20 protein-coding genes are annotated in these 13,951 nt (G+C 59.2%); 12 read left to right on the plus strand and 8 right to left on the minus strand.

All coding sequences use genetic code 11. From position 1 onward, the window contains the following. Positions 1-97: 97 nt before the first annotated feature. Together panC and QMG56_RS05130 are read left to right on the plus strand one after the other, a co-directional pair. Entirely contained in the window at positions 98-943 is an 846-nt protein-coding gene (gene panC / locus QMG56_RS05125; protein WP_281821523.1) for a pantoate--beta-alanine ligase, read from the plus strand. 144 nt (positions 944-1,087) lie between these two features. Further along, on the plus strand, positions 1,088-1,384 hold the full coding sequence (locus QMG56_RS05130) for an SEL1-like repeat protein (protein WP_281821524.1): 297 nt from the start codon (positions 1,088-1,090) through the stop codon (positions 1,382-1,384). Positions 1,385-1,387: 3 nt separating this feature from the next. Here the strand turns inward: QMG56_RS05130 and QMG56_RS05135 are convergent, their stop codons facing one another. Genes QMG56_RS05135 through QMG56_RS05150 form a run of 4 tightly spaced genes read right to left on the minus strand, consistent with a single transcriptional unit; the run spans position 1,388 to position 4,003 of the window. Next, positions 1,388-2,536, minus strand: a complete 1,149-nt coding sequence (locus QMG56_RS05135) for a GNAT family N-acetyltransferase (protein WP_281821526.1) — start codon at positions 2,534-2,536, stop codon at positions 1,388-1,390. A 54-nt stretch (positions 2,537-2,590) separates the two neighbouring features. Further along, complete coding sequence (locus QMG56_RS05140; protein ID WP_281821527.1) at positions 2,591-3,052, minus strand: RidA family protein; 462 nt, start codon at positions 3,050-3,052, stop codon at positions 2,591-2,593. Between the two features lie 31 nt (positions 3,053-3,083). Then, positions 3,084-3,722, minus strand: coding sequence for an HAD family hydrolase (locus QMG56_RS05145; RefSeq protein WP_281821528.1), 639 nt, complete (start codon positions 3,720-3,722; stop codon positions 3,084-3,086). Further along, on the minus strand, positions 3,719-4,003 hold the full coding sequence (locus tag QMG56_RS05150) for a DUF3572 domain-containing protein (protein WP_230187937.1): 285 nt from the start codon (positions 4,001-4,003) through the stop codon (positions 3,719-3,721). Before QMG56_RS05150 ends, QMG56_RS05145 begins: the two co-directional genes overlap by 4 nt. A gap of 63 nt (positions 4,004-4,066) precedes the next feature. Between QMG56_RS05150 and QMG56_RS05155 the strand changes: the two genes are divergently transcribed. Continuing rightward, complete coding sequence (locus tag QMG56_RS05155) at positions 4,067-4,441, plus strand: response regulator (protein WP_230187936.1); 375 nt, start codon at positions 4,067-4,069, stop codon at positions 4,439-4,441. Positions 4,442-4,539: 98 nt separating this feature from the next. Here QMG56_RS05155 and rpmG read toward each other — a convergent pair whose 3' ends face one another. Further along, the gene (gene rpmG, locus QMG56_RS05160) at positions 4,540-4,707 is read right to left on the minus strand and encodes a 50S ribosomal protein L33 (RefSeq protein WP_066599119.1); all 168 of its coding nucleotides are present in this window, start codon (positions 4,705-4,707) and stop codon (positions 4,540-4,542) included. Between the two features lie 223 nt (positions 4,708-4,930). Here rpmG and QMG56_RS05165 point away from each other — a divergent pair, with 223 nt between their 5' ends. From QMG56_RS05165 to QMG56_RS05175, 3 genes are all read left to right on the plus strand, one after another. Then, on the plus strand, positions 4,931-5,248 hold the full coding sequence (locus QMG56_RS05165) for a hypothetical protein (RefSeq protein ID WP_230187935.1): 318 nt from the start codon (positions 4,931-4,933) through the stop codon (positions 5,246-5,248). Positions 5,249-5,260: 12 nt separating this feature from the next. Further along, complete coding sequence (locus QMG56_RS05170) at positions 5,261-5,827, plus strand: TMEM165/GDT1 family protein (RefSeq protein ID WP_230187934.1); 567 nt, start codon at positions 5,261-5,263, stop codon at positions 5,825-5,827. A gap of 122 nt (positions 5,828-5,949) precedes the next feature. Further along, entirely contained in the window at positions 5,950-6,441 is a 492-nt protein-coding gene (locus QMG56_RS05175) for a Dps family protein (protein ID WP_230187933.1), read from the plus strand. A gap of 139 nt (positions 6,442-6,580) precedes the next feature. Here QMG56_RS05175 and QMG56_RS05180 read toward each other — a convergent pair whose 3' ends face one another. Next, positions 6,581-7,420: a cold-shock protein gene (locus QMG56_RS05180; RefSeq protein ID WP_281821530.1), complete on the minus strand. Its 840-nt coding sequence runs from the start codon at positions 7,418-7,420 to the stop codon at positions 6,581-6,583. 205 nt (positions 7,421-7,625) lie between these two features. After that, complete coding sequence (locus QMG56_RS05185) at positions 7,626-7,988, minus strand: hypothetical protein (RefSeq protein WP_230187932.1); 363 nt, start codon at positions 7,986-7,988, stop codon at positions 7,626-7,628. A 74-nt stretch (positions 7,989-8,062) separates the two neighbouring features. Here QMG56_RS05185 and QMG56_RS05190 point away from each other — a divergent pair, with 74 nt between their 5' ends. The 6 genes from QMG56_RS05190 (at position 8,063) to rpoN (ending at position 13,208) form a co-directional block, all read left to right on the plus strand. Continuing rightward, on the plus strand, positions 8,063-8,869 hold the full coding sequence (locus QMG56_RS05190; protein WP_281821531.1) for a TerC family protein: 807 nt from the start codon (positions 8,063-8,065) through the stop codon (positions 8,867-8,869). A 31-nt stretch (positions 8,870-8,900) separates the two neighbouring features. Next, positions 8,901-9,518 carry a ribonuclease D gene (locus QMG56_RS05195; protein WP_230187930.1) on the plus strand — a complete coding sequence of 206 codons (618 nt, stop codon included), beginning with the start codon at positions 8,901-8,903 and terminating at the stop codon, positions 9,516-9,518. A gap of 6 nt (positions 9,519-9,524) precedes the next feature. Then, entirely contained in the window at positions 9,525-10,169 is a 645-nt protein-coding gene (gene lptC / locus QMG56_RS05200; RefSeq protein WP_230187929.1) for an LPS export ABC transporter periplasmic protein LptC, read from the plus strand. 2 nt (positions 10,170-10,171) lie between these two features. Continuing rightward, positions 10,172-10,717: an LptA/OstA family protein gene (locus QMG56_RS05205; RefSeq protein ID WP_281821532.1), complete on the plus strand. Its 546-nt coding sequence runs from the start codon at positions 10,172-10,174 to the stop codon at positions 10,715-10,717. A gap of 115 nt (positions 10,718-10,832) precedes the next feature. Further along, positions 10,833-11,624, plus strand: a complete 792-nt coding sequence (gene lptB / locus QMG56_RS05210) for an LPS export ABC transporter ATP-binding protein (protein ID WP_281821533.1) — start codon at positions 10,833-10,835, stop codon at positions 11,622-11,624. A gap of 45 nt (positions 11,625-11,669) precedes the next feature. Beyond that, a complete protein-coding gene (gene rpoN / locus QMG56_RS05215; protein ID WP_281821534.1) occupies positions 11,670-13,208 on the plus strand; it encodes an RNA polymerase factor sigma-54 in 1,539 nt (512 codons plus the stop codon). On the opposite strand, the gene QMG56_RS05220 is transcribed toward rpoN, so the two are convergent. Further along, the gene (locus QMG56_RS05220; protein WP_281821535.1) at positions 13,205-13,948 is read right to left on the minus strand and encodes a glutaminyl-peptide cyclotransferase; all 744 of its coding nucleotides are present in this window, start codon (positions 13,946-13,948) and stop codon (positions 13,205-13,207) included. The two genes, rpoN and QMG56_RS05220, sit on opposite strands and share 4 nt — an antisense overlap. Positions 13,949-13,951: the final 3 nt, after the last annotated feature.

Raw genomic sequence — 13,951 nt, forward strand, 5'->3', positions numbered from 1 at the left:
TTCTGATCGTTGGTATTATCGTTTGATTCTTGACCGGCCGGGCATTGACGCCTTAGCGGAAAAGGATCGTTCAGCCCTTATCGGAGCCTCCCGCCACGTGCAAACCCTCCGTGATCTTCCTGCCCTTCGTGGCGCACTTGCAACCCTTCGTGCTGATGGAAAGCCCGTCGCGCTGGTTCCTACTATGGGGGCATTGCATGACGGACATATGGCGTTGGTCGACGAAGCCAAGCGCCAGGCCGCGCATGTCGTCGTGTCGATCTTCGTCAATCCAAAGCAATTTGGCCCTAACGAGGATCTTGCGGCCTATCCGCGCCGCGAAGCGGGCGACAGCAAGATGCTGGCCGATGCAGGCGTGGCGATACTCTGGGCACCATCCGTCGACGTCATGTATCCGTCGGGTTATTCATCGAATGTCTCCGTCTCAGGCGTCAGCGAAGGGCTGGACGGCGCGGCCCGACCGGGCCATTTCGATGGCGTCGCCACCGTGGTCTCAAAACTCTTCAATCAGGTGCGCCCCGATGTCGCTGTGTTCGGCGAGAAGGATTATCAGCAGCTTGCCGTCATCCGCAGGATGGTTCTCGATCTCGATATGGACGTGCAGATCATCGGCATGCCGACGCAACGGGCCGAAGACGGCCTGGCGCTGTCCAGCCGCAATGCTTATCTCACCGAGCAGGAGCGGAGGGACGCGCTCGCCTTGCCTCGCGCTCTTGGTGAAGCCGTCCGACAGATAAAAAAGGGCATGCCCGTCCGGGATGCATTGCATGCAGCGCAGGCATTGTTGCTTGGCCATGGTTTCGGGTCGGTCGATTACGTACAGCTTTGCGATGCCGTGACGCTGGAGCCGATGGAGGTGCTGGATCGTCCCGCCAGATTGCTTGGCGCGGCGCGCATTGGGTCCACCCGACTGATCGACAATATTGCGGTCGATCCGGTCTGAGGCTGATTAACCCTGCCTTGCGATGAAAACGCTACATAATTTCATTTTCGGGCCACCGCATCGTTAACCATTTATTATCACCGACTCGCCAAGTTGCCATTTGCGGAAGTCCATAGTGGGACCGTCCAAGAGGGGTTCGGTGAGATGGGTAACAGTATTTCGAGTGCGCGGTTTCTGATGGAAAGCCGATTGGCCGATGCGGCGCGCGGCAACGGCCATGCGCTGTATGAACTGGGCATAGCGTACAGCAGCGGCAGCGGCGACATCGAAATCGACTATATCGAGGCTCACAAGTGGTTCAATCTTGCCGCGCTGGCGGGTGTCGAAGAAGCGCAGTCGCTCCGTGCCGATGTGGCCGAAGAAATGACGGCGCGCGAAATCGTCGAAGCACAGCGGCAGGCCCGCGCTTGGATCGCTTCCACAACCCGCGCTGCCGCCTGAACCTTACGCCTTTTTGAAAGGCGTACGCTCTTCCAGAAATTCACGGTCAAGCACTACTGCGGCGCGCTCTTGCGTCAGAAACCCGGCGACTGCCCGGCGAAAGCCTGGGTCCGCGATGTAATGGGCCGACCAGGTCGGCTGCGGGGCATAGCCGCGCGCGAGCTTGTGCCCGCCCTGCGCACCGGCCTCCACACGCTTCAGCCTCAGTGCAATGGCAACATCAATCGCCTGATAATAACATAGCTCGAAATGCAGGAAGGGTATATCCTCGATGCATCCCCAATAGCGACCGAACAAAGCGTCGCTCCCGATCAGGTTGAGCGCTCCAGCGATCGGCTTGCCCGCGCGATAGGCCAGGATCAGCAACATCTTGTCGCCCATCCGTTCCCCCAGCATCGAAAACGCAACCCGCGTCAGATACGGCGTGCCCCACTTGCGCGCGCCTGTGTCCTGATAGAAGCGCCAGAATATGTCCCAGTGCTTCTCCGTCAGGTCGCTCCCGGTCAGATGGAATATCTCCAGCCCCTCGACGGCCTTCGCACGCTCCTTGCGAATGTTCTTTCGCTTGCTGCTCGACAATTCCACCAGAAATTCATCGAAGCTTGCATAGCCACGGTTAGTGAAATGGAACTGGCTGTCTTCCCGGATCAGCCAGCCAGCCGCTTCGAACAGTGCAACCTGGCTTTCCTCCACAAAAGTGGCATGCGCCGAGGACAGATCGTTGTTCCCGACCAGCATTTCGATGCCGCCGATCAATGCCGGGGCCATCGTCGGATCGCGCAGCAGCAGGCGGGGGCCGGGGACGGGGGAAAAGGGCGAAGCGATCTGGATCTTGGGATAGTAGCTTCCGCCTGCCCGCTGCCAGGCATCCGCCCATTGATGATCGAACACATATTCGCCCTGGCTATGCGTCTTGCCATAGCATGGTGCGGCTGCTGCCAGCATCCCATTAGGACCGTCGATCAGCATGGGTAGCGATTGCCAGCCCGTTCCAGGGCCAACGCTGCCGGACTCCTCCATGATGCTGAGAAAAGCATGCGAGACAAAGGGGTTGTCGCGGCCGGCGCAAGCGTCCCATTGTTCGGGTATAACCGCGCAAACGCCGCCCGGCTCTACGCGAACGGTCACGGCGTCCTGAGTGGAATCATTCATAACGTGTCGGCTTCCGGTTTCGGAAAACCGTAGTCTTGGTTTGCACCCGTCGGCTTAACCTTGCCGGATGGCGATGATTGCATCGATCTCCACCGCAGCCCCGCGCGGCAGAACAGGAACCCCGACTGCACTACGGGCATGGCGTCCCGCTTCACCGAAGATCGCGACCATCAGGTCCGATGCACCATTGGCGACAGCGGGCTGATCGGTGAAATCGTCCGTGCTGGCGATAAACGCACCCAGCTTCACGACGCGCTCGACGCGGTCCAGCGATCCCAACGCGGCCTTCATCTGCGCAACCAGCATAAGGCCGCACTTCTCGGCGGCTTTCTGCCCGAAGGCGATATCGCGATCATCACCCAGACGTCCCGTCAAGATAACATCGCCATCGAATGGCAACTGGCCGGAGATATGGAGCATGCCATTGACCTCAACGGCTGCGACATAGGATGCGATAGGTGCCGCAGGCTGGGGCAGGACGTGGCCGAGTTCGGCGATATGCGATTCAATGCTCATTGCGCTCTTCTGATCGTGGTGAGGGAAAGGGTCAAGCAGAGAACGGCGGAGCGTGCTCGCCTTGCGCAAAGCGATCCATGATCCATGCTTCGGCGTCCGGCCAATGATCGATACGGGCATGAGCCGCAGGTTCAGATGGCACCTGCCCGGCGATTTCGGGTTCGCCAATCATATGGAGGCGCCATGCCTGCGGTGCATGTTTGGCAACCGATTGATGATGAACGCCCAGATCGTCGATGAATACCGTTACACTTGGCTGTTTGCGCTCGATTATCTTTGCGAGCGGAGCGCCTTTGCCGCCCTGGTTCCAGTGGACACGATGCTCGATCCCTAACATGCGCAGTTGCTCCACACGCCCGGCGTGCGCGCGTTCGCCAATATTCGTCAACACCTCTATGTCGGCAACATCTGACAGCCGGACCAGTGCATCGACGGCACCGGCGATCGGCTGCTGCCGGTGCATTTCGGTATCGAAAAAGGCACTCAGCAATGTCCAGACCAACTCGCGTTCCAGCACATCGCCGCTGTCCTTGTGTCGCAATGCGTCCGTAAACTCCTGGCCTCGCATATCGAAATGCACGCCGTGCGCTTCGTCAAGCCAGTGTCGGAAGGGTACGACCATGTGCAGCAGCACCTCATCGCAGTCGGTAACGATCAAGGGACGGTTCATGCGGTCAGTGCCTTATGCGCGTGGATCAGGGCAGTTGGTTTGCAGTCTATCGCGTCGGCACAGGCGATCAGATCAGGCTCGTAATTCGCCAGATGGTCGAGAACCGCGCTGAGTATCAACGGATCGCCAATCCCCGCACGAAGCGCGTCAGCATCCAGCCCCGTAATTGCCAGCAGCCGATCGGCGCGCCGCGTGTCGGACAGCATCCACACCAGTGCCTGCAAAGCTAGCGTTTGCGGATCGGGCGCGCTGTTCTTGCTTTCCATGTCGCTGGGGGGCATTTAGGTACTGCCTCGTGAGGGGTACGGGATGTCCCGTGGGTCAATGAGTTTCCGGAGCTTCTGTTGGCAAAGCGCGTGCTCGTTGTCGAGGACAACGAACTCAATCTGAAACTTTTCTGCGATCTGCTGCGCGCGCATGGTCATGACGCGCTGGCGGTGCGTGACGGGCGTGACGCGCTTGTACAGGCCCGTGCTTTTTTGCCTGAGCTTGTCATCATGGACATTCACCTGCCCCACATCAGCGGTATCGACATTATTATCGCGCTGAAGGCCGACCCGGCGCTAAGGCATGTGCCAGTAATGGCGGTGACAGCCTATGCGGGGAAGGGCGACGAAGAAAAGATCCGGGCTGCAGGGGCCCAAGCCTATGTCTCAAAGCCCATTTCGGTCATGAAGTTCATGGACGTGGTCAACGGGCTGTTTCAGCCTGCGCCATGAACATTCGCCCAACGACAAAGGCCCGCGCCGAAATCCGGAGCGGGCCTTTGTAGGCAGGCAACGCATTGGATCGGACCGGACGGTCCGATCTCAGCGGCTTACTTGATCTTGGCTTCCTTGAACTCGACATGCTTGCGCACGACGGGATCATATTTGCGGAAGCTGAACTTTTCCGTCTTGGTGCGCGGATTCTTCTTCGTCACGTAGAAGAAGCCGGTGTCAGCCGTGCTGACGAGTCTGATCTTGACGGTGGCTGGCTTCGCCATATCCGTATCCTTGCAAAAAAGACGGAGGATCTACCCCCGCGAATCTGTTGAAAAATAAAGGCGGCATCGCAGCCGCCCGGTTTCAGCGCCGCCCATTGCGGCAGATTCGCCTTCCTGTCAAGCGCCGGGCTGTTTTCTTGCGGCTTCCGCCAGCACTTTACGGGCCATTAACTATCGAGCGCGCATGATCGTGACAGGGACAGGCAAACAGGGAGCCGCACCCATGAAGCATGATGCAATGTCGATGATTCGGACTGACGTAATCAATCGCATCGACGCGATAGCGGCACAACGGGGGCACATCCGCCTCACCAATATGTGCGAGGAAGTCGACCACATCCGGCATGTCGCCCGCAGCTATGGCATGGAACCGCTCGAACGCCTGGCGTCCATGCTCGAATCGGCGCTGGCGCTGGATGGACATGGCCCCATCGTTCTATCCTACCTTGATATGATGCGTGATGCCGCGGCCTGCGAAGAGGTCGGCCCGCACGTCAGCACGGCCTATATGGCGGCGATGTCCCTGCGCATGGGCGCCTGACGTCCAGCGGATATGGATGCATTGCTGTCAGCACTTCTGGCATGCGCGCTATGCGAGATGGGCGGCGGCAACCAGATGTTGTCGCTGGCCCTGGCACAGCGCTTCCAGCGCGATAGCGCGGTCCTTGTCGGCATAGCCGTTGGCGCGATGGCCAATGCCGCACTTTCTGCGGCAGGCGGCTGGCTCATCTCCACTATGATCGCGTCCGATGCGCGGACCTTATTCCTGGCGCTCGCTTTGGTGCTGGGCGGGGTAGGATTGTTCATCGCAGCCAAACACCCCGACACACTCGATAGCTGGCGCACGGGGCCAGCATTGACCGCATTTGCCGGCATCTTCATTCTGGGATTTGGCGACGGCGCACAGTTCATAATTCTCGGTTTGGCAACACGCACAGGCGATCCCGTCATGGCGGCCATTGGCGGAGCGATCGGGATATTCGTCGCCTGCGCTCCGGCGGTGTTCCTGCGCAAACCCATACTCGCGTCTGGTGGACTCCTCTGGATACGCCGCATGGGCGGCAGCATTCTGATGTCGATTGGCGCGGTTATGGCACTGTCCGCTACGTCCCTGCTTTGATCGGCTGGAACGATCACATTAGATGATTCTTTTTCCGAAAGTTTGTTGGTATCCCGTGGCACTAATTCGCTAGTCGATCATTATGTGTCCGTAACCTTTTTTGCTCGATCGGGAGAATATTCATGACAGCAGCCGAACTCAAAACCCCCACGGATCTCAAAAGCAACGCGACGAAGTCCGTAGCCGACGCACTGAATGGTGTGCTCGCCGACAGCTACGCGCTGTATCTGAAGACGAAGAATTTCCACTGGCATGTCTCGGGCCCGCATTTTCGCGATTATCACCTGATGTTCGACGATCAGGCTGCACAGATTTTGGCCACGACCGATGCAATTGCAGAACGTGTTCGCAAGACGGGGAACACCACGCTGCGGTCTATCGGCGACATTTCCCGTCATCAGACGATCAAGGACAATGACGCGACTTTCGTAAGCGCCGAGGACATGCTGGCTGAACTGCGCCAGGACAATCTGGATTTTGTCGAAACGCTGCGCGCTGCCAAGGAAGCGGCAACCGAAGCCAAGGATAATGCAACCGAGGGCATTATCGATGACTGGACCGATCAGGCCGAAGAACGCGCATGGTTCCTTTTCGAAGCCAGCCGCAAGGGCTGATTTCAAATCTATATCGTCGCCCGGTCGTGAAAACCGGGTGGCGGCATATTGATTAGTCTAAAACAAAAGGGCCGATGCACCATCAAGTGCATCGGCCCTTTTGTGTATATTCGTTCCGTTGGGAACGACGATATTTCTATCAGTCGGACTTTGGCTGAAGGTTCACAGCCGCGTACTTGCCGCGACGATCGACTTCCAGTTCGAAATCCAGACGATCGCCTTCATTGAGCGATGCCATGCCAGCACGTTCAACGGCGCTGATATGAACAAACGCATCGGGCTGACCGTCATCGCGCTGAATGAAGCCGAAGCCTTTCATAGCGTTGAAGAACTTGACCGTGCCGCTCGAACGTTCGCCGGTAAGCTGACGCTGAGGTCCGCGATCACCTGCAGGGGCGCCACCGCCGAAACCGCCGGCGCGTGGTTCACGTGCTTCACGCGGCGGGCCGCGATCGGTCACAGGAAGGGGTTCGCCATCGATCTTCAGATCGGTCGCCGAAACCTTGCCGCCGCGATCGACCAGGGTGAAGCCCAAAGGCTGACCTTCGGCCAGACCTGTCAGGCCGGCCTGCTCGACTGCGCTGATGTGAACGAACACATCTTCGCCACCATCGTCACGCACGACAAAGCCGAAGCCCTTTTGTCCATTGAAGAACTTTACAACGCCGGTGCCTTCGCCAACGACTTGGGCAGGCATGCCGCGACCGCCGCCGCCAGCACCCGCGCCACCGCCGCGGAAACCGCCGCCGCCGCCAGCACCGCCGCCGAAGCCGCCGCCACCGCCGAAGCGATCACCGCCGCCGCCGCCGCCACCGCCGAAACGGTCGCCGCCACCAAAGCCGCCGCCGCCACCGCCGAAGCGATCACCGCCGCCGCCAAAACGGCCGCCACCCTGTTCTGCGTATCCGCCGAAATTCTCGTCGCCGAAACCGTCCCGCTTGTCCTTGCCGCGCCCGCGGCGACCTCTATCAAAACTCATGCCCTGTTAGTCACTTTCGCTTCGCCCATCGAACTTCGGATGAACATGCCGGACGAAGGGACATGCAGAATCCGCCGCAAAACCACGGTTTGGAATCAGTATAGACAGATTTTTTAGGTTACGCGAATGATTTTCCTGACGTTCCGTTGTCTTTACGTCTCGAAGCACTCGAAGTGCGCAAGTCGATATTCCGTTTACCAACAATTCAGATAGTCCACGTCGCAGGATCGGCGATGGCTTCCTGCTTTTGCGCCTTCAATAACGCAACAACGCTGCGCACGATTACCCAGATGCCGATAGCCAGCATAATCAGGAATCCGATGCCGATGATCAGCAATGTGAAGCCTATGACGGAGCCTGCAAATGCTATCCAGAACGTCCGGATATGAAAACGGTAATGGCTTGATTCCCAAGGCGCGCGGGCCTCACCTTTCCAGATATAGGCCAAGACAAGCCCGATGATGCCCGTCACCCCCAGCACAAAACTCGCGAGGTAAAGCAACGCAATAATGGTAGGGCCGTTAAGCGAAAAGCTGCTGGTTTGTGTGCTTCCATTGCCGTCATTCATGATCGAACATCCCCCAACTGATCAACATGCAAGGGCATCTTGTACGCAGCGCTACATTTAGGCAAGGAGTCGCCATGACCGAGGTTTTCTCAATTTTCGCCGATCCCGCTGTGTGGGCCGCATTGTTTGCGCTGGTGATCATGGAGGTGGTACTCGGCATCGACAATTTAATCTTCATATCGATTCTTTCCAACAAGCTGCCGCCGGAACAGCAGGGCAAGGCGCGCAAGTTGGGGATCGGCCTTGCGCTCGGCCTCAGGCTCTTGCTCCTTTCGGGCATCGCTTGGCTTGTCGGGCTGACACAACCGGTTATCGACCTAGGCATTACGGGCACACCCGGAAGCCATGGCGAGCCGACGTTCGAAACGGCATTTTCCTGGCGTGACATCATATTGATTACCGGCGGCCTGTTTCTGGTGTGGAAGGCGACCAAGGAAATCCACCATAATCTGGACACCGAAGAATCGGGAGCCTTGCTCGATAAAAAGGGCTCGAAGGTCGTGAGCTTCGGTGCGGTGATCGTTCAGATACTGCTGCTCGACATGGTGTTTTCCATCGATTCGATCCTGACGGCCGTGGGCATGACCGATTATTTGCCGGTCATGGTGATTGCCGTGATCATTGCGGTAACGGTGATGTTGCTGGCCGCCGATCCCCTGGCCACGTTCATCGGAAAGAACCCGACGGTCGTCATGCTGGCTTTGGGTTTCCTGCTCATGATCGGTTCCGTACTCATTGCCGACGGCTTTGGCGTGCACGTGCCGAAAGGGTATATTTATGCCGCGATGGCGTTTTCGGCCTTCGTCGAAATGCTGAACATCGCCAGCCGACGCCGTCGCATGAACAAGGCCGGGGATGACACGACCAAAACGGTTCATTGAATGGCGAGGATTCCCTCTCTAAAGGGATCGGATGACAGTCCATTTTCATGAAGAAGACTTGCCGGCAGATGTCCTTGCCGAAGGGTCCGTAGCCATCGATACCGAAACCATGGGGCTCATTACCCCGCGCGATCGCCTTTGCGTCGTGCAGATCAGCGATGGAAAGGGCGACGAACATCTTGTCCGTTTCAATCCGGGCAGCCGTTACGATGCGCCTAATCTTAAGGCCATCGTCGCCGATCCGGCACGGCTCAAGCTGTTCCATTTCGGCCGCTTCGACATTGCCGCCATGCAGCATTACCTCGGTGTGCTTGCCGCGCCAGTATATTGCACCAAGATCGCGTCGCGCCTTGTGCGGACCTACACCGATCGCCACGGCCTGAAAGAACTGGTGCGGGAATTGCTCTCGCAGGATCTGAGCAAGGTACAGCAAAGCTCCGACTGGGGTGGCCCGGTCTTGTCGGACGCGCAAAAGGATTATGCAGCGTCGGACGTCCGTTATTTGCATATGCTGAAAGAGGAACTGGACCGTCGCCTGATTCGCGAAGGGCGCATGGAACTGGCGCAGGCCTGTTTCGATTTCCTGCCGCATCGTGCGCAGCTCGATCTGGCCGGCTGGCCCGAAGCCGACATTTTCGCGCATATCTAAACCGAGATGTCGCTTCAGGCCGAACAGCAACGTTCCCATCGCCAGCACTGGGCCGTGCCGGGCGGCGCACATGATCGGCTGATCGGCACGCTGAAGAACATTTTGCCGGTGATGGTCGGCGTCCTGTCGGCTTTCCTCGCGATGGCGCCGTTTACCGGGTCGGGCGATGTCAGCTTCGTTCTCGACAAGAACAAGGTCGCTGTCGCCAAGGAGCGTATGCGGGTGACCGAAGCCCTGTATCGGGGGGAAGACAGCAAGGGGCAGCGCTTTTCCCTGCGGGCCGGGTCAGCCGTTCAGAAAAGCTCGCGTGAGCCGATCGTCGATTTGCAGGACTTGTCGGCACGTATCCTGTTGTCGGATGGCCCCGCTGTGCTGGTCGCGCAGCGCGGTCGCTACGACATGGATGCCGAGCGCGTTAAGATAGACGGCGCAGTGCAGTTTCAGGCGGCCGGTGGTTACCGCATGACGACTCGCGACGTCGGCATCGACCTCAAAACACGGCGAATGAAGAGCGACGGGCGCGTCGATGGACGCATGCCTATCGGTACGTTCAGCGCTGACCATCTGGAAGCGGACCTCAGCGAGCGGACAGTGACCTTGAATGGTCGCGCCCGCTTGCGTATCGACCAAAATGGCCTCAAAGGGCGGTGACTATGAACCGGCTATTGTCTTCTTCCACTCTTGCTGCGGCCATACTGGGCGCGCTGGCGTGTGCCGGGTCCGCGCATGCGCAGATCATGGCGAATCACAATACCAACGCGCCCGTCAACTTTGCCGCCGACAGAATCGAAGTGCAGGATCGGGCGGACCGGGTTGTGGTGTCGGGCAATGTCGTCGTCGATCAGGCCGGACTGCATTTGACTGCGGCCCGTATGACCGTGGCCTATCGGCAAGTGGGCAGCGTCGAAATCGACCGGATCGACGCATCGGGCAGTGTCGTAGTGACTCGCGGCAATGAAACGGCCCGTGGGAATGTCGCGATATACGATCTCAATCGACGGCTCATCACTATGCTGGGCAATGTCCAATTGAACCAGGGTGCCAATCGACTGACGGGTGGCCGGTTGCTGATCGACCTCGTCAGTGGTCGCTCGACTGTCGATGGCCGTTCGGCAGGCGGTCCGCCGGGATCGACCACCGGCTCTTCGGGTCGCGTTTCGGGCACGTTCACCGTACCGCAGCGGACCACCAAACCCTGATAATCCGGGCATGGTTTCGCGTGGCGGTGCAAAGCCCCTTGCCGACATCCCTCCTTCCATGCACAAAGCCTGCCAGATTGAGGGCGGGGCTGCACGAGGCTCATAAGGACAGGCCATGAACGAAGTTGCCAGCATCGACCCCGGTGTCGACCATAGCGCGTCCTCCATCGCACCGCATGACGTGAACGACGGGCTTTCGGTCGTATCCATCGCGAAAAGCTATGATCGCCGCGCCGTACTGAGCGATGTTTCGTTGACGGTCGCCAATGGCGAAGTCGTTGGTCTGCTCGGTCCCAATGGTGCGGGCAAGACGACGTGCTTCTATTCGATCATGGGGCTGGTACGCCCGGATAGCGGCCGCATCATGCTCGACGGCCATGATATCACCAGCCTTCCCATGTATCGCCGCGCCATTCTGGGCCTTGGCTATCTGCCGCAGGAAACCTCGATTTTCCGGGGGATGACGGTCGAGCAGAACATCAGCGCGGTTCTGGAACTGGCAGAGCCGGACAAAGCTGCGCGGGCCGACCGGCTGGAAACGCTGTTGTCCGAATTTGGATTGGCCCGGTTGCGCGGCGCATCGGCAATGGCGCTGTCGGGCGGCGAACGGCGGCGCTGCGAAATTGCCCGTGCGCTGGCGGCAAATCCGTCGATCGTGTTGCTGGACGAACCCTTTGCCGGTATCGATCCCTTGTCGATTGCCGACATCCGTGATCTGGTGAAGCAACTCAAGACTCGCGGCATCGGCGTTCTCATCACCGACCATAATGTTCGTGAGACGCTGGAAATCGTCGATCGTGCTTGCATCATCTACGACGGGAAAGTGCTGTTCGCGGGAAGCCCGACCGAACTGGTCGCCAATGCCGATGTGCGCCGTCTGTATCTGGGCGAGAGCTTCTCGCTGTGACATGACGATCCTGCCGCACATTTCTTTTTGCGGTAGGCACGGCTGATGGCGCTCGGTCCACGCCTCGATCTGCGGCAGAGCCAGTCGCTTGTCATGACGCCGCAGTTGCAGCAGGCAATTCGCTTGCTTGCGCTGTCCAATCTTGAAATTGAAAATTTCATCGCAGGCGAGCTGGAGAAGAATCCGCTGCTCGAATCGTCGCCGGGTGGCCCCGAAGACATGTCGCTGGGCGATTTGCCCGAGGCCAGCTTCGACGCGCCGATACTGTCGTCCGAAACAGCGACCGCCGATTCGCTCATCGCGCAGGGCATGGGTGCATCCGACAGTCCGCTCGATGTCGATTACGGGGCAGAAACTTTTATCGACGATGGTCCCGGGGATCGTGTGGCGGAACGTGTCGCCATGTCCGATCGGAGCATCAGCAGCACATCGCAGGAAAGCAGCGTCGGCTTCGGCGAGGACGGCCCCGACTTCGACAGCTTCGCCTGCGCTGACATGGGCTTGCACGAACATCTCATGGCGCAGGCGGGGGCGCGCTTGTCGGGTCCGGAACTGGTCATCGCCGGCCAGTTGATCGGCCAGATCGATGACGCAGGCTATCTGGAAGCCGATCTGTTGCAGACTGCCTATAACCTGAATGTCCCGCTCTATACCGTCGAAGCGGTGCTGAGCGTCATTCAGTCCTTCGATCCCACGGGGGTCGGCGCGCGGACGCTGTCGGAATGTCTCGCGCTACAGGCCAAGGAAGCGGACCGTTACGATCCGTGCATGCAATTGCTGCTCAACAATCTCGACATTCTCGCCGCGGGCGCGCTGCCGCATCTGCGCCGTATCTGCGGCGTAGATGAAGAAGATATGGCGGATATGATCCGCGAACTGCGCAATTATGATCCCAAGCCGGGCCTGCGATTCGGTGGCGATGCGACGCAGGCCGTGGTGCCGGACGTGTTCATCGCGCCGCGCGGGGATGGCTGGGCCATCGAGGTGAATACCGCCACCTTGCCGCGCCTGCTGGTCAACCGCAGCTATTATGTTGAGCTGTCGGGCGGCGCGCATGACAAGAATTCAAAGGCATGGCTCGCCGATTGTCTCGCCAGCGCCAACTGGCTGGTAAAGGCGCTCGATCAGCGGCAGAAGACGATCATCAAGGTCGCCAGCGAGATCGTGAAGCAACAGGAAGCGTTCTTCCGCAAGGGGGTCGCGCATCTGCGGCCGCTGACGTTGCGGATGGTGGCCGATGCCATCGAGATGCACGAGTCGACTGTCAGCCGAGTGACATCGAACAAATATCTGTCGTGCCCGCGTGGGCTGTTCGAGATGAAATATTTCTTCACCAGCGCGATCCAGTCGTCCGATGGCGGCGATGCTGTGTCCGCCGAAGCGGTGAAAAGCCATATCAAGGCGCTCATCGCTGGCGAGAACTCGCGCAAGATATTGTCGGATGACACGCTGGTCGATCTGCTGCGGGAAAAGGGCTTTGATATCGCCCGGCGCACGGTCGCCAAATATCGCGAAGCCATCGGGATCGGATCGTCGGTGCAGCGGCGGCGGCAAAAGGCTTTGGGCGGCAGCAAAGCGGCCTAACGCTGGAGCTTGATCTCGAACAAGTGCGGCCAGAATTTGCCGGTGACGAACAGCCGGTCTTTGGCAGCATCATAGGCGATGCCGTTCAATACGGCGTCGCGATCGTTCACCTGCACCTTGGCGGCAAGCGGGGACAAGTCGATCCAGTCTATCACCGCGCCGGTCGCAGGGTTGATGCGTGCGATGCGGTTTTCGTACCAGATGTTGGCCAGCACTTCGCCTTTGACATATTCCAGCTCGTTAAGCCGCTCCACCGGTTGCCCGTTCCAGGTGACCGTGACGCGCCGCTTCTCGGCCAGCGTGTCGGGGTCGAGCAAGCGTAGCTGCGCTGTGCCGTCGCTCATGATGATCTGCTTGCCATCCTGCGTCAGCGCCCAGCCTTCGCCTTCGTAACGGAAGGTGCCGGTTTGCTTGAAGTCCTTCCGGTTCCAAACGAATCCCAGTCGATGTCGCCAGGTCAGGCTGACGATCTTGTCGCCCCAGTTGACGATGCCTTCGCCGAAATACTGCCGATCCAGAGTCGTGCGGCGCAGGACTTTGCCGTCCTTCAACCGCACCTGCCGAATGTCGGATACCCCGTTCAGGCCTGTGCTCTCATACAGCCCGCCATCGGCCCACAGTAGGCCTTCGGTAAAGGCCTTGGGATCGTGCGGATAGGTTTTGACGAGCGTCCAGCGTGTATCTGCCTGAGCGACGGCGGGGATCAAGCAAAGTAGTGCGGCAATGACGAGACGGCGCATTCG

It is taken from the genome of Sphingobium sp. BS19, assembly GCF_027925545.1.
In the GTDB taxonomy this organism is placed as follows: Bacteria; Pseudomonadota; Alphaproteobacteria; order Sphingomonadales; family Sphingomonadaceae; genus Sphingobium.

Bases quoted from the DNA above. Each gene is read 5' to 3' on its own strand.
- QMG56_RS05135 (WP_281821526.1), bottom strand. From the start codon at position 2,536: ATGAATGATTCCACTCAGGACGCCGTGACCGTTCGCGTAGAGCCGGGC.
- QMG56_RS05130 (WP_281821524.1), top strand. From the start codon at position 1,088: ATGGGTAACAGTATTTCGAGTGCGCGGTTTCTGATGGAAAGCCGATTG.
- rpoN (WP_281821534.1), top strand. From the start codon at position 11,670: ATGGCGCTCGGTCCACGCCTCGATCTGCGGCAGAGCCAGTCGCTTGTC.
- QMG56_RS05150 (WP_230187937.1), bottom strand. From the start codon at position 4,003: ATGCCCCCCAGCGACATGGAAAGCAAGAACAGCGCGCCCGATCCGCAA.
- QMG56_RS05195 (WP_230187930.1), top strand. From the start codon at position 8,901: ATGACAGTCCATTTTCATGAAGAAGACTTGCCGGCAGATGTCCTTGCC.
- rpmG (WP_066599119.1), bottom strand. From the start codon at position 4,707: ATGGCGAAGCCAGCCACCGTCAAGATCAGACTCGTCAGCACGGCTGAC.
- QMG56_RS05145 (WP_281821528.1), bottom strand. From the start codon at position 3,722: ATGAACCGTCCCTTGATCGTTACCGACTGCGATGAGGTGCTGCTGCAC.
- QMG56_RS05185 (WP_230187932.1), bottom strand. From the start codon at position 7,988: ATGAATGACGGCAATGGAAGCACACAAACCAGCAGCTTTTCGCTTAAC.
- QMG56_RS05165 (WP_230187935.1), top strand. From the start codon at position 4,931: ATGAAGCATGATGCAATGTCGATGATTCGGACTGACGTAATCAATCGC.
- lptC (WP_230187929.1), top strand. From the start codon at position 9,525: ATGTCGCTTCAGGCCGAACAGCAACGTTCCCATCGCCAGCACTGGGCC.
- QMG56_RS05175 (WP_230187933.1), top strand. From the start codon at position 5,950: ATGACAGCAGCCGAACTCAAAACCCCCACGGATCTCAAAAGCAACGCG.
- QMG56_RS05140 (WP_281821527.1), bottom strand. From the start codon at position 3,052: ATGAGCATTGAATCGCATATCGCCGAACTCGGCCACGTCCTGCCCCAG.
- QMG56_RS05220 (WP_281821535.1), bottom strand. From the start codon at position 13,948: ATGCGCCGTCTCGTCATTGCCGCACTACTTTGCTTGATCCCCGCCGTC.
- QMG56_RS05205 (WP_281821532.1), top strand. From the start codon at position 10,172: ATGAACCGGCTATTGTCTTCTTCCACTCTTGCTGCGGCCATACTGGGC.
- QMG56_RS05170 (WP_230187934.1), top strand. From the start codon at position 5,261: ATGGATGCATTGCTGTCAGCACTTCTGGCATGCGCGCTATGCGAGATG.
- QMG56_RS05190 (WP_281821531.1), top strand. From the start codon at position 8,063: ATGACCGAGGTTTTCTCAATTTTCGCCGATCCCGCTGTGTGGGCCGCA.
- QMG56_RS05180 (WP_281821530.1), bottom strand. From the start codon at position 7,420: ATGAGTTTTGATAGAGGTCGCCGCGGGCGCGGCAAGGACAAGCGGGAC.
- lptB (WP_281821533.1), top strand. From the start codon at position 10,833: ATGAACGAAGTTGCCAGCATCGACCCCGGTGTCGACCATAGCGCGTCC.